Raw genomic sequence first — 13,833 nt, 5'->3', positions numbered from 1 at the left:
CGTCGCCGAGTCGATGGCCGGCTAGCGGCCGACGGGAACGGTGACGGCCTCGCCGCCGGCGGCGGTGACGCGCACTTCGGTGGCGTCGGCGGGTAGCAGCGCCGCGTCCCGCCCGGCGTCCTGCCACCGCCCGGAGCCGGTCCGGTAGCTCAAACCCGCACCCTCGGCGGCGACGAGTACACCCTGCCCGTCCGGCAGCCGCAGCCGCACCGGCAGCGGGGCCTGCCAGTCGACGAACCCGCTGGCCGCCGCCTGGAAGGGGGCGCCGTCGCGGGCGAGCAGGGCGATCACGCGGGCGGGGTCGTCGTCGTACTGGATGGTCTGGAGCAGCAGCCGCCGACCGTCGGGCGTGGCCCCGTAGAGGGTGAACAGGGGCGAATCCCCCACTCGGTGGTTGCCGCCGGCGTCGATGTAGGCGGCGAGCGGGTCCGCGTAGTGAGCCGCCGGGTCAGCCTGCCCGGCGGGGTTGGGGCCCCAGGCCCGTTCCGCGCCGGGCAACGTGTGGACGAGCTGGCGCGGTTGAGGGCTGTCCTGCCCGTCGGGGAAGAGGATCTGGCTCGCGTTGCTGATGTGCACGGTGTTCTCCACGCTGACCGGCGGCCGCGACAGGGCGACGGTCACCCTGTGGCGCTGCGACGGCACCGGCAGGACGGCGGCCCCGTCCCGGAACGTCACCCGCTGGAAGGTGCGCTCGATCCGGCCGTCGGCGGCGTACCGGAACGTCGGTGAGAACTCCACCGGGTGTCCGGCGTCGAGCAGGACCAGCACGTCCCGCTGCGGCCCGACCAGCGCGGCCTGGGAGTTGCCCTCCGTTCCGGCGTCGGTGAGGGTCTCGACCGTCATGACCCGCGGCCCGTCGGCGGTGGGCTCGACGAACCCGCCCAGACCGATCATGCGGTCGCCGGACGGCTCGGACACCACCGGGTTCCTGAGGGTCCGCTGGGCGACGTAGGCCGCGGGGCCGGCCGGGGTGTTGCCCGCCCAGATGACGTGCGGATCGCCCCGGAGGTAGGTGTCGGTCGCCCGCGCCCGCTGCCGCCACGCCTCCCGCACCTGCCGTAGGTACCTTTCGTCGCCGGCCAGGTCGCCGCGGGTGGGCTCGTCGAACAGCGGCGAGGCGACCTCGACCGTGCCCCCGCGGTCCGTGAGGTGCAGCGCACCTCCCACGGGTACGGCCAACACGGCCGCGCACGCCGCGGCCAGCACCACCCGACGTCGCAGCAGCCGGCGACGCCCACCCCGCCGTACGTCGTCGAGCAGCGTCGGCGGGCCGGTGAGGTCATCGGTCACCCGGTGCAGGACGGCCCGGACATCACTCTCGTTGATGGTCATCGCGAACTCCTGGTGCCGGTCGGAAAGGGCAGGACGAGACTCGATCCGGCCAGCGCCTCCCGGAGGCGGGCCAGCCCGCGGGAGGCGTGGCTCTTCACCGCCCCCTCCGAGCAGCGCAGCGTCGCCGCGACGTCGGCGACCGACAGGTCCTCCAGGTAGCGGAGCACGACGGCGGCGCGCTGCCGGGGCGGCAGGGTACGCAGCGCCGCGACGACCGCCTGGCGGAGCGCGATGTCGTCGGCGTGATCCCGGGCGACCCCGTCGTTGTCACCCAACGCCTGCTCCGGCCGCCGGGCGCGCCACCGCCACCGGTTGATCGACCGGTTCACCAGCGCCCGCCGGGCGTACGCCTCCGGCGACGCCTGCACCCGACGCCAGCGCACGTACACCTGCTCCAGCACCTCCTGAAGCAGGTCCTCGGCCGCATGCCGGTCACCGGTCAGCAGGTAGGCGACCCGCAGCAGCGCCACCGACCGGGTACGGACGAAGTCGTCGAACTCCGCGCCACGCGCGTCTCGCATCTGGCCTCCTGGTCTCGTCAGTCAGCAAGACACCGCAGCGGGCCGCGAGGTTTACCCGTCCTCCACGTCGACAGTTGACCCCGGATCTAGAGGCGCCAGGGCGGCGGCTCGGGCGGGAGGTAGCGGCAGGTGCCGCCGGTGGAGACGGTGTCGCGCAGGTGGGCGGCGAGCGCCGGGTGCCGGTCGTCGAGCTTGCGCAGCACGTCCCGGATGCGGGCGGTCACCGTCTTGCGGGCGCGCTCGGCCTCGTCGCCGAGGCGGCGGCTGCGGCCGGCCAGCCCAGCGGCGGCCCGCAGCTCGGCGAGCAGGGCCGCCCGCTCGGCGTCGAGGGCGGCCACCTTCGTCTCGTCGCGCCCGGCGGCCCGGTCGATCTCGGCGTCCAGCCGCTCCAGGTGCCGGCGGTAGCGGGCCTTCGCCTCCTCGTCGAGGACCGGGTCGCCGCCCATCCGGCGGGCGGCGACGAGTTCCGGCCCCGCCGCCGGGTCGAGCAGCTCGACCGCCGGAACGTCGACGCCGGGCCGGGCCAGCAGCAGGTGCAGGTCGTGCAGGCCCTTCGCGTCGGGCAGGTGCACGACCATGTTGGCGTACCCGAGCTGCCAGACCGGGCCGTCGCGGCGGAACTCGTACGCCTCGACGGACGGCTGCCCGACGACGGGCCCGGCGGACGGAGCCCGCCCCTGCGGCCCCGGGACCGCCGGCACGGACGCGACGGCCGGCACGGGCGCGGAGAACCCGTGCTGCCGCCCATCCGCGACGGCCGGGTGCTGCCGCGCCGCCGGGACCGGCGTGGGCGTCGGGTGGCCGGCCACCTGGCGCATGCCGAGCGTGGCGGCGTCCCGGGCGACGGCGGCGCGCAGCGCGGTGGCGGCGTTCGCGTCGCCGGGGCGGTCGCGCCCGGCCAGCGCGTCCGCCAGCGCGGCGCGGGCCAGCACGGACCAGGGGCGGGCGCCCATCCGGTCGGCGGCGTCGCGGGCCGCGGCGAACCCGGCCACCGCGTCGTCCCAGCGCTGCTCCGCCGCGTCGACGGCGGCGAGCCAGTGGTCGACCGGGCCGCTGACGTCGCAGCCGAACAGCGCCGTCATCCACTGCCCGCGGTGCGGCCGCAGGGCCTGCCGGGCCTCGGCGCAGCGGTCGGGGTCGCGGGTGGCGGCGGCGACCTGGGCGCGCAGCCGCAGCCACAGCGGCGCCACCATCCGGCTGTGCGTGGTGCCGTCGGCCTCGATCCCGGCGGTCAGTCGCAGTGCCGTCGCGCCGTCGCCGCGCTCGGCCGCGGTGATGGCCCGGACGACCTGCAGGTAGGGGTGGTCGCCCGGGTCCAGCCCGTCGAGCAGGGCGTCGGCCTCGTCGTGCCGGCCCTGGAGCAGCAGCCACGACCAGCGCAGGTGGTGGCCCATGAAGGCGCTCTCGGAGTGGTCCCACTCGGACAGCTCGTCCAGCTCGGCGAGCAGCTCGCCGGCGCGGGTGAAGTCGCCCCGGAACCCGGCGATGATGCCGTCGTCGATGGTCGCGCCGATCCGGTGCCGGGCGTCGCCCTCGCGTGCTCCGGTGACGAACGTGGTGAGTTCGTGGTGGTATCGCGGATCGCCGAGTTCCAGCAGCGCCACCCAGCGCAGCGAGGTCGCCCAGAGCTGGGTCTCGCGGTCGCCGGTCCGCCGCGCCACCTCGCGGATCTCGGCGGTGATCGCGGCCCGGTCGGTGGCCGTGCCGAGCCCCCAGGTGGTGTCGTGCCGGGCCCACAGGCTGAAGGTGAGCGCCTCGTCGTCCCGGCCGCGCCGGGCGAGCGACTCGGTGGCGGTGATCAGGTCGGTGACGAGGGTGCCGGCCGCGAGGGTGGCCGCCGGCTCGCCGATCAGCCGCCGGTACGCCTCCCGCAGCAGGCCGTCCGCGTCCGGGGTGCGCGCGGAGCCGGACTGGTGGCGGTGACGGTGGACGGTCAGGGCGACGCGGGCCAGCACCACCGGATCGTCGACCGTCAGGGCCAGCGTGGCGGCCTCGGCGACGAGGTGTCGGGCCTCGGCGCTGTCGCCGCAGTGGTGCAGCAGTTGGCCCAGCTCGACCATGATCTTCACTCGCCGGGTCGGGTCGCCGGCGACCTCCAGCGCGCGGCGGAAGTGGACGATCGACTCGTCCACGGCCAGCCGGCCGCTCGCGTCCCGGGCGGCGGCCACCAGCAGGTCGGTCGCGCGGGCCGGGTCGAGCGCGTCGCCGGCGAGGTGGGCGTGGCGGGCCAGGTCGGCCGGGATCAGCCGCTCGGCGAGCGCCGCCGACCCGTCGACGGCCCGCACGACGGCGGCGTGCCGGGCCCGCCGGTCGTCGTCGGCGAGCCCGTCGTAGAGGGTCTCCCGGACCAGGTCGTGGGCGAAGGCGAAGCGACCGCCGTTGCGGGCCAGCACGAGCCGGGCGGTCACCGCGCGGTCGAGGAGGCGGTCGACCTGCGCCGCCGGGGCGCCCGCGGTGGCCGCGAGGACCTGGCGGTGGAACTCGCGGCCCAGCACGGCGGCGACGGTGAGCAGGTCGGCCACCGGCGAGGGCAGTTGGGCGAGCCGCCGCCGCACCGCCTCCCGTACGCCGGGCGCGATCGTGCTCACCTGGCCGTCGGCGCGCCACAGCCGGGCGGTCTGCTCCACGAAGAACGGGTTGCCGCCGGTGCGCCGGTGCACCTCGTCGACGAGGTCGACGTCCGGCTCGCGGCCGGCGGTGCGGGCCATCAGCGCGCCCACCTCGTCGCGGGACAGGCCGGTGAGGGTGATGCTGGTCGCCTTCGCCACGAGCGGCATCAGCAGCGGGCGCAGCGGGTGGTCGGCGGCCTCCACCTCGGCGTCGCGGTAGGTGCCGACCAGCAGCAGCCGTTCGAACCACGTGTGCTGGGCGGCGAACTGGAGCAGCCGCATCGACGCCGGGTCGGCCCAGTGCAGGTCGTCGAGGACGACCATGACCGGCCGGCGCTGGGAGACCGCGACGAGCGCGCCGGTCACCGCGTCGTAGAGGTCGAATTCCTCCCGGTCGGCCTGGTCGTCCCCGCTGCCGCCCGCCGGCCCGCCGATCGCCTCGCGGATCGTCTCGCGGATGGCCCGGTCAGCCGCCGCGCCGGTCGTCTCGCCGAGCAGGGCGGCCAGGCCCGGCTCGGCGGCCTCCCGCGCCACCGCCCAGTCGTCGGGCGAGCGGCGCAGCCCGCGCAGCACCTGCACCCACGGCCAGTAGCCGGGCGCGCTGTCGGAGTCCCAGCAGGCCGCGCCGAGCACCAGGGCGCCGTGCTGGCGGGCCTCCCTGGCGGCGGCGGTGACCAGCGTGGTCTTGCCGATGCCGGGCTCGCCGGCGACCAGGACGAGGCCGCCGTGGCTGACGGCCGCCCGGTCGACCTCGGCGCGCAGCAGGCCCGCGGGGTGCTCCCGCCCGATGACGACCTCGCCGAACCGCGGCTCCATGACGCCCCGACCGTAGCGGAACCGTCGGACATCCCGCCGCCTCCGACCCGCCGCCGGCGGGCTGCTGCTCGGTTACGCGCGCCCCGCCGGCTGAGGGACCGGTGCGGGGGCGGCGGCCGACTCCGACCGCTCGGCCGCCGCCGCGCCGGTCGCGGCAAGGACCGCGCAGCCGGCCGCCAGCAGGTACGCCGGCGCCGGCAACCACGCCGCCGCCGTCATCGTCTCCCCCACCCCCTGCCCGGCGAGGATCGCGACGTTGACCAGGTGGAAGGCAGTGAACGCGAGCAGCAGCGCCACCACGAACCCGTGGTACACCTGGCGCAACCCGGCCGCCAGCGTGCCGGCGGCGGCCAGCAGCAGCACCGCCAGCGCGACGGTCACCAGCGCGAACAGCTGGTAGCGACGCACCTCGGTCGGCTCCCAGTAGTCCTCCACGCCGGTGAGCAGCGCGGCCGCCGCCGCCACGGTCAGCGCGGCGGCCAGTACGACGACCACCACCGCGACGATCCGCGCCCACCGCCGCCGCACCGCCACGGTGAACGCGAGCAACAGACCGACGTACGCCGGCAGCGGCGCCTGCTCCAGGAAGTACTGCGTCAACGGGTTCGGGTTGCCGGGCAGCTCGGACTCGACGTAGCCCAGATCCAAGCCGATGATCACGTCCCCGTTGTCGCCTTTGAACCACGGCAGCATGAAAAACCCGAACGCCGCGAGGGCGAACAGCACGAAACCCAGCCGACCGGCACGGCGCAGCATCATCCCCGTCACCGCACCGACAGTAGTGAAGCGCGGCGCATCCCGTTGACCCCGTCCGGGCCGGCCAGCCCGGCGGCGCGCGGCTCGGCGTACCACCGGCAGGCGCTCCGGCTGGTCTGGCGTGGCGTTTCTGCGGCGTGATCGGGGGAACTCGCCGGGCCGCCCGCTTTGTCGTGCGGTCGTGCCGACCTGCGCCGGGAGCGGCGAACGGAGGGAGACGCCGTGTTCGAGATATCCGCCCAGGATGACTTGAAGATCGACTGGGCGCAGATGCCCACCTACAACACGATCATGGCGCTCGCCGCGGGCGTCGGCCTGCTGCTGGTCGTGGCCCTCGGTTGGCAGATGATGAAGGACAGGCCGCTCGTCACCGAAGGGTGGGCAATCGCCTTCGCGATCCTGGGTACGATCCTCACCGTCACGGGCCTGCACATGACGCTGACCTGGCCGCTGGCACCCGGGGGTTTCGCCTTCGACAACATCATCTTCGGCGAGCCGTCCCTGGGCTTCGGGGTGCTGATGCTCGGGGCGGCAATCATCCTGTGGCGGCGGGGTGAGATCTTCGCCGAGGCGTCGCTGGAGAACGGCGGCCTCCGCACGGAGCAGGCGCGGCGACTGCTGTGGCCGATCTCGATCTTCGTGTTCGCGCTCGGCCTGGCCTGTTTCGGCATCGCGGCAGCCGGCTGGACGTACACGCTCTTCGCGGCGCCGCCGCAGGAGCCGATCTCGGGGGAGTTCGCGGAGTACCCGGAGGTCGAGGCGGCCTTCATCTCCGGCCTGTACGTCCTGGTGGGGATCGGTTCGGTTCTCGCTCCGTTCGCCCTGCTCAAGCTGAATCGCGTGCTGCTGGGAATCATCGGCGTGGCGTGGGCGATCGCCGGCGCCATCTTCACTCTCTTCGGGGCGTTGAACTACTTCACCCATATCGGCTTGATCGTCAACACTATGTGAGGCCACACCGTCATCACGACGCGGCGGACGACGACCCCGGCGACGTCACCCACGGCGCCGGTCAGCGGGCGTCGGTGACGACGTGGGAGCAGGCTGCGCAGGCCGCGCGGCCCTGCTCGGCGTACCACCGGCAGCTCCGTCGGATCGCGCAGCGCGGCAGGTCGGCCTCGGCCGGGCCGGCGGTGTCGCGGTACGAGGCGGCGACCCGTTCGCCGAGACCGCAGTGCTCGCCGGTCCAGAAGCCGCACTTCGCGGTGACGCACGGGCCGGCGAGCCGGTACCGGGACTCGACCGGCGCGTCCGTGCCGGCCTGGGCGAGGGCGACCTCGGCCGGGAGCGGCGGCGTGACGTAGGCGACCCGACCCGCCGGAGTGATCATGCCGAGGAACACCGTGGCGTTGGCCGCGGGGGTGCTCGGGCACATCCGCTCCGGCGGGTCCGGCCGGTGGACGGGGTCCGTCACCGCTGCATCCAGAAGCCGATGTCGTTGATCTTCTGGCCGAGCTCCTCGGCGAACGGGCCGTCGATCAGCCACAGCCCGTACCACTCGGGACGGAGCTTGATGTTGGCGTGCCCGACGGCGAGCGGGTTGGTCAGCTTGCTGCCGGCCACGGAGAGCGCGTTGAGGCCCGCCTTCTGGATCTCGCCGGCGATGAGGCTCTGCTGTTCGGTGGTCAGCTCGACGCCGTCGACGACGAAACGGAATTCGCTTCGTGCCATGTCCTTACCTCCACAGGTCAGTACGATTCGGTCCGCAGCCCGTGCCGCAGACCCGCCCTGGTGAATGCCGCCCAGCCGGAGCGGGAGGCGGGGTCGGCCGCGAGCCCGGCCCGGCTCGCGTGCGCCCGCCAGGTGGTCGCGTCGGCAACGCGCAGCCCCCACAGCTCCCGGCAGGCGGTGACGGCGAAGGCGACCTGCTCGGCCGAGCCGGTCCAGCCGGCGGGGCCGTCGGTCACCCGCAACGCGCCGCCGGCCTCGACGCGGACCGACGGGAAGTGGTGGTGCAGGCTGGCGAGGGTGGCCAGGTGGGCGGCGTCCACCCGCCGGGCGGCGAAGGCGTCCCGCGTCTGGTCGTCGCGGCTGATCCGGATCACGTGCAGCGTGAACGCGTCGCCGTCCGCGCTCACCGTGCCCTCGACCTCCACCGGCGTGCTCCAGCTCCGGGGCGAGTTGGCCGACCAGAAGGCCAGCCAGGCGTCGAGGCGTTCGTGGAAGTCGGCCTGGAAGCGGGCCGGCCCGCCGGCCAGCCGTGCCGTGGCGACCCGGTCCGGGCCACGAGGGGCTGGGTGGGTCGCGCCGGGGATGCTCCCCCGGCGGGTGGTGCGGTGGGTGGTGCGGCGTGCGCGGCGCTCGCCCCGGTGACGGTGACCGCCGAGGCCGCGGCGGCGCCGAGCAGGATCCCCCGCCGGGACGGTGAGGTGATGGGATGTGTCATGGCCCGCCTTTCATGGACGGCCTTTGCCCGTCACGCTATCGACCGACATTGATCAGATGAATCGTCGCTCTATCGGTAGGCCGACACGAATTCCGGTGATCGACGGCGGCGTGGACAGGGGTCTTGTGCTGTCGGTCGGCTTTGTGCCCGGACCGGGTCGGATGCCCGCTTCTCGCGCCCTGTCGAGCTGCCCCGTCGGTAGGACCACCGGCGACGGCCTGGCGATGACTAGCGGCCGGCGGACCGGGTACGCGCGGCGCATGGGTAGTCACAAGGAGAACAAGCACGATCCCGGCGGCGAGTCGGCGCGCGGCCGGCAACATCCCGGCAGCGGCGCCCGGGGCCACCAGGGCTCGTCAACCGAGCACTCGCCGAAGGCCCGCCACCTGCGTACCGCCAGCGGGTCAGCGGGCACGGAACGCGACCAGGGACGGGCCAAGGTCGAGGGCGCCGAGCGGATCCAACGACAGGGAACGCGCTGAACCCTGGACGACAATTCGGGGAGGCCCTGATCGTCGTCACCGAGCGGCGCGGATCCGTTACCCGGTGCGGCCGTCCGCCGGGGTCGCCACGCCGGCCAGGAGCGCCAGGATCGTCTGGTTCGCCTCCCAGCCGTCCGGGAACTTCACCGGCACGTCGAGGTGCACGATCTCGGTGGACGGGTGGGCGTCCAGCAGTTCGCCGATCCCGGCGCGCGCCACCACGATGCACGCGTGCCGGTGCCGGGACGTCAGCACGCAGAGCCGCCCCGACTCCAGGTGGAACGCCGTCGCGTCCCGCCGCCCCGACAGCGGGTGCAGCACGATCGTCACGTCGTACTCCCGGCCCTGGAGGCGGTTGGCGGTGTCCACCGTGATGCCGGCTCCGGCCTCGCCCAGGTGCGCGCGGATGGCCGCGACCTGGTCGCGGTGGGCGGCCCCGACGGCGATCCGGTCCGCGGTGACCGGCGCGCCCGCCGGCGCGTGCTCGGAGACGGCGACCGCGCCGCGCCGCAACACCCGCAGCGCCAGCGCCGCACACGCCGAGGCGGCCTCCGCATCGGTACGCAGCGTGTGCCGGGCCGGCAGCTCGTGCAGCGCCCAGCCGGTCGACGCCGCCAGGTCCACCACCCGGTCCAGCGCGTCCCCCGGCCCCGCCTCGGTGAAGGACATCGCCCGGTCGGGCGCGGCCGTGCCGGCGCGGAACCCGGTGAACGGGTAGAACGCCGCCGCCACCACCGGGGCCGCCGAGGCGGGCAGCCGCCACGACACCGGCAGCCGGTGCACCGGCAGCTCCGGGTTGTGCCGCAGCAGCACCGCCACCGCGGACTGCATCGGATCCCAGGTCAGCCCCGTCCAGCGCGCCGTCTCCACCGTCGAGAACGGGTCGAGCTGACCGGGGTCGCCGACGAACAGCGCCCGCTCGAACCTGCCGGCCACGCGCAGCAGGGCGTCCGAGCGCATCTGGTACGCCTCGTCCACGATCGCCCACGGCCAGGAGCCCTCCGCGACCGTGGCCCACTTGGCGGCCGTACCGATGATGACGGCCGGGCCGCCGAGGTCGGCGACCTTCGCGGCGACCCGGACCGTCTCGTGGCCCCGCACCCGCTCGGACGGCTTGTAGTCGGCGGCGGAGAGGCGGCCGATGCGCAGCTCGGGCGCCTTGCGGGCGAGGCGGTCGATGAGGTCGTCGACCTGCTCGTTGGTCTGCGCGACGATGATCAGCGGCTCGCCGGCGGCGGCCAGCTCGACGGCCGCGCGCACCACCAGGGTCGACTTGCCGGCCCCGGGCGGGGAGTCGACCACGACTCCCCGGTGGTCGCCGGAGCGCAGGTCGGCCAGGACGGCCGTGATGACCCGCTCCGCCTCGACCGCGGGCGGCATCTCCAACCCGGTACGCATCGTCTGCACCTCCCCCAACGAGGTCTACGGGACCTTACGCCAGACGACCGACGGCGGGCGAGGACCGGGGCCGAGGGGCCGGCGCGGGAATGCCGGAACCGGGCGCTGGCCTGCCGCGACGGCACTAGCGTTGGCGTGGGGTGGAGGGCAGGCACCGCCGTCCGGTAGCCGACCATGTCGATCATGGGGGTGTCCATGCACGGGCCGAAACGTGGTCCGGTCTGGGCGGCCCAGCTGTGGTTGCGCCAGCGGCGGCGTCGGTGGCGCACCCGACGGGAACGCCAGGCGGAACGGCACCGCCGCCGGCGTACGGACGAGCGCGGCGACCACCGGATGAGCTGGCGGCACCACCGCGGGCTGCGGTGGGCGATCGTCGCCATCGCCGGGGTGTTCCTGGCGTGGACCGCCCTCTCCCTGGTCCTGATGATCCTCGACACCGAGCCCGGCTTCCTCCGGGTGTCGGCGTGGTGCGCGGGCGAACCGCCGAGGTCGTACTACTGCGGCCAGGTGGAGGGCTTCGTCAAGCCCCCCATGGTCGCGGCGCTGGGCCTGGCGCTCTTCCTCTTCTGGCGGTACGTGCCGGTCCGTCGCTGGTACCGGCGCAACGTCCTGCGCAACAGCCGCATGCTGCTGCCCACCGCCGAACGGGACCTCGACCCGAGCAGGGTCGTCGGCCGCGACGAGCTGTGCGAACTGATGATGCAGCGGCTGCGCGACGAGACGACCCGGCGCCCGCTGCTGCTGGTGGGCGGCATCGGCACCGGCAAGACGGCCACCCTGGCACGCCTCGCGGAGATGCTGATGGCCACCGGCGTCGTGCCGATCGGGATCGACCTGCGGACGGTCACCGACCCGGAGAAGCTGAACTTCCACCAGCTCGCCCTCGAACAGTTCCAGCGCACCATCGACACCCAGCTCCACGCCGCGGGCGAGGCGGACCGGATGTGGCGGCGGCTCTGGCTGGACAACCGCATCGTGGTGCTCGCCGACGGCCTGGAGGAGGTCCTCGCCGACGCCGCCCAGCCCGCCGACCGGGACAGCGTGCTCCGGGAGGCCGTCCGGGGCGCGGTCCGCGAGCGCCTCCCCCTGGTGGTCGCGTCGCGGCCCGACGACCCGCTGCGCGGCCTGGACGCGCTGCTGCTGCAACTGGAACCGCTCTCCCAGGGCGCCGCCCTCGAGTACGTGCGGGCCCACAGCCGCCGCTCGGACCCCGGGCACCGGTGGGACCGCATCACCGGGCTGGTCAAGGCCGCCGACGTCGCCGACTCACCGTTCTATCTGCGGGTCATCGGGCAGCTCCACGAGGTCGACCGCCTCGACCGGGTCGAGCCGGCGGGCCCCGGCAGGTCGGCGCTGCGCTGGAGCCTGCTGGAGGAGTGGTGTGACGCCACCGTCGCCGGCGACCTGTACGAGGACTACGGCATGCCGCAGACCGAACGGTCCGACGCGATCGAGGTGCTCTCCGCCCTCGCCTGCATCGGGTTGCGCAACAACCGGCTGTCGGTGCGTACGACGGAACTCACCGGCGGCGACGGCGCGACCGACGCCGGCCGGCGGTGGATCCTGACCGAGCTGCGCGCCCGGCTGCACAAACTCAGCGCCGACAACCCGCAGGACATCGGCCTCGCCGAGACCACCGGGGACGCGCTGAACATCGTGGTGAAGCGGCAGGACGGGGTGCGTTTCCAGCACGGGGTGATCCAGGCGTACCTCGGCTCGCGCTTCCTCACCGCCGCCATGCGCGACGACGACTACCTCACGCAGGCCTTCACCCGAAACCACGGCCCGGGGCGGGAACTGCTGTCCGCCCTCACCCTGCACACCCGCAGCGCGGGCGCGTTCGAACGACTGGACGGGCGGCGCAGCGCCACCGTCCGCCGCGCCGACCTGCTCCGTCTCGCCGACACCGCCCGGCGGGCGGTCGGCCTGCCCACCAGCGGCCGGGACGAGAGGGCCACCCGGAACCGGTCGATCGCGCTCGTGCACCGGCTCCTCGACGCGGCGACCGTGACCCGCAACCGCACCCGGGCGCTGGAGATGTTCGCGGCCGCGTTGGAGATGGACGTCGCCACGGGGCACGCCTCGCACCGGCAGGTGGCCGACGCCATTCGCAACGCCTGGCCCCGCTACCAGGGCGACGGGTCCGTCACCGACCGCCCCCTCGAAGACGCCAAGATCGCCCTCGTGCACCGGTACGGCGACGCCGCCCGGCAACTCGCCGACCGGCCACCCGAGCCCACCGGGATCCGGTCGCGGCAGCCCACGCCGCAGTACCGGCAGCTGTTCCAGATGATGGCCGACGAGACGTCGTACCTTCCCCGGCTCGCCGCGGCCCGCGAGATCGCCAGCGGCGGCAACGCGGCCGTCCGCGCGCTGCGCGACCTGCTCGACGAGCCGCCGCACGCGGCTGACCCGACGGGCCGGGAACGCCTGGAGGAGCTGCGCACCTGGATCGCGCCGTCGCTGTTCCTCTACGCCGACAGCGCGCACGCCCCCGGCGAACCCACCTGCCAGCACATCGCCCGGGAGACCCTGCGCCGCTGGGTCCACCGCCTGGCCACCGACGCCACCGACGGGGCCCGCGTCTACGAGCTCACCCTCGCCCAGGGCTTCCGGCTCGCCGCCAACTGCCGCACATACCCGGCGCACCGCAGCCTGCTCGTCGAGGAGGCCGAGAAGGCGCTGCGGCACTCCCGGTTCTGGTACTCCCACCTGGTGCTCATCCAGGCGCTCACCCTGCTGGCCCTGCCCCGCGACCCCGGCGAGACGCTGCACGAGCGGGGCCAGGGCTCGGACCCGCGCGGGCTGGTCGCCTTCTGGACCTCCATCGCGGGCGGCGGGCACCGCGCCCCGCAACCCGGCAGCGGTACGGCGCACCCGCTCGTCCTGGAGGTGGCGGACCTGTGCGTCGAGGCGCTCATCGACCGCCACCCCGAGCGCCACTGCTGGGTGGACGAGCGGGAGATCGTCGGCCGGGTGGGGGCGGTCAGCCCGCAGCCGGGCATCCGCCGCCTCCAGGACTCCTGGCTGCCGCCGTCGCACGGCTGGGCCGTCCTGGAACCTCGGGCCCAACGGCTGCTGGCCGACGTGATGCTGCTGCTCAACCTCGCCGACCGGGGCCGGGACAACGACGAGCGGGCGCGCCGGCTCAGCCGGGCCAGCCGCGCCGACCTGCCCCCGTGCCTCACCATCGACCGCACCGCCATGCGGGTCACCCTCAGCCGCCGCCAGGCCCACGACGTCCAGCCGGGCTCCACCTGCATCGACGACTGCCCGTTCCGGCTGTGCCCGCTGCCGCCGAAGGGCGACGAGCTGCCGTACCAGATGGACGAGGCGTTCTGCGCCCACCAGATCGACCTCGTGGGGCGCTGGTTCCGCTCGCCGGGGCGGGCGGACTGGCAGGCGGTCAACCGGGACGACCTGCGGACCTTCTGGCGCGAGATGTCCGAGCGGATGGCCCCCGCCTGGCGCAAGTGAGCAGAGGCACGGCAGGTGCGGGTGGCCACGAACTCCGAGGATGTGGAGAACGGCTT

The 13,833-nt window shown here is 74.6% G+C and carries 11 protein-coding genes; 3 read left to right on the top strand and 8 right to left on the bottom strand.

Features of this window, described 5'->3' with window-relative positions; all coding sequences use genetic code 11:
• Positions 1–21 precede the first annotated feature (21 nt).
• The 4 genes from AB0L34_RS03455 to AB0L34_RS03440 all read right to left on the bottom strand — a co-directional run bounded on the left by AB0L34_RS03455 (position 22) and on the right by AB0L34_RS03440 (position 6,046).
• On the bottom strand, positions 22–1,332 hold the full coding sequence (locus AB0L34_RS03455; protein ID WP_363701513.1) for a hypothetical protein: 1,311 nt from the start codon (positions 1,330–1,332) through the stop codon (positions 22–24).
• Positions 1,329–1,853, bottom strand: coding sequence for a SigE family RNA polymerase sigma factor (locus tag AB0L34_RS03450; RefSeq protein WP_350702999.1), 525 nt, complete (start codon positions 1,851–1,853; stop codon positions 1,329–1,331). Before AB0L34_RS03450 ends, AB0L34_RS03455 begins: the two co-directional genes overlap by 4 nt.
• 86 nt (positions 1,854–1,939) lie before the next feature.
• Positions 1,940–5,278 (bottom strand): AAA family ATPase, encoded by a 3,339-nt coding sequence (locus tag AB0L34_RS03445; protein WP_363701511.1) that lies wholly within the window; start codon positions 5,276–5,278, stop codon positions 1,940–1,942.
• Between the two features lie 72 nt (positions 5,279–5,350).
• Positions 5,351–6,046 (bottom strand): hypothetical protein, encoded by a 696-nt coding sequence (locus AB0L34_RS03440; RefSeq protein WP_363701509.1) that lies wholly within the window; start codon positions 6,044–6,046, stop codon positions 5,351–5,353.
• 210 nt (positions 6,047–6,256) lie between these two features.
• Between AB0L34_RS03440 and AB0L34_RS03435 the strand changes: the two genes are divergently transcribed.
• Entirely contained in the window at positions 6,257–6,985 is a 729-nt protein-coding gene (locus AB0L34_RS03435; RefSeq protein ID WP_357454793.1) for a DUF981 domain-containing protein, read from the top strand.
• Positions 6,986–7,046: 61 nt separating this feature from the next.
• On the opposite strand, the gene AB0L34_RS03430 is transcribed toward AB0L34_RS03435, so the two are convergent.
• From AB0L34_RS03430 to AB0L34_RS03420, 3 genes are read right to left on the bottom strand one after another with little or no spacing between them, the layout of a single operon-like run.
• On the bottom strand, positions 7,047–7,448 hold the full coding sequence (locus AB0L34_RS03430; protein ID WP_357454796.1) for a hypothetical protein: 402 nt from the start codon (positions 7,446–7,448) through the stop codon (positions 7,047–7,049).
• Positions 7,445–7,705, bottom strand: coding sequence for a hypothetical protein (locus tag AB0L34_RS03425; RefSeq protein WP_350703007.1), 261 nt, complete (start codon positions 7,703–7,705; stop codon positions 7,445–7,447). Before AB0L34_RS03425 ends, AB0L34_RS03430 begins: the two co-directional genes overlap by 4 nt.
• 17 nt (positions 7,706–7,722) lie before the next feature.
• Complete coding sequence (locus AB0L34_RS03420) at positions 7,723–8,130, bottom strand: hypothetical protein (RefSeq protein WP_363701506.1); 408 nt, start codon at positions 8,128–8,130, stop codon at positions 7,723–7,725.
• A gap of 550 nt (positions 8,131–8,680) precedes the next feature.
• Here AB0L34_RS03420 and AB0L34_RS03415 point away from each other — a divergent pair.
• The gene (locus tag AB0L34_RS03415) at positions 8,681–8,902 is read left to right on the top strand and encodes a hypothetical protein (RefSeq protein ID WP_357454803.1); all 222 of its coding nucleotides are present in this window, start codon (positions 8,681–8,683) and stop codon (positions 8,900–8,902) included.
• A 57-nt stretch (positions 8,903–8,959) separates the two neighbouring features.
• On the opposite strand, the gene AB0L34_RS03410 is transcribed toward AB0L34_RS03415, so the two are convergent.
• On the bottom strand, positions 8,960–10,300 hold the full coding sequence (locus AB0L34_RS03410) for an AAA domain-containing protein (RefSeq protein WP_363701504.1): 1,341 nt from the start codon (positions 10,298–10,300) through the stop codon (positions 8,960–8,962).
• A 183-nt stretch (positions 10,301–10,483) separates the two neighbouring features.
• On the opposite strand from AB0L34_RS03410, the gene AB0L34_RS03405 reads away from it, so the two are divergent.
• Positions 10,484–13,777, top strand: a complete 3,294-nt coding sequence (locus tag AB0L34_RS03405; RefSeq protein ID WP_363701502.1) for an NACHT domain-containing protein — start codon at positions 10,484–10,486, stop codon at positions 13,775–13,777.
• Positions 13,778–13,833 lie beyond the last annotated feature (56 nt).

This window comes from Micromonospora sp. NPDC052213, assembly GCF_040679695.1.
GTDB lineage: Bacteria > Actinomycetota > Actinomycetes > Mycobacteriales > Micromonosporaceae > Micromonospora.
The sequence above is the reverse complement of the archived record's forward strand: the minus strand, read 5'-3'. Positions and strand labels throughout refer to the sequence as shown.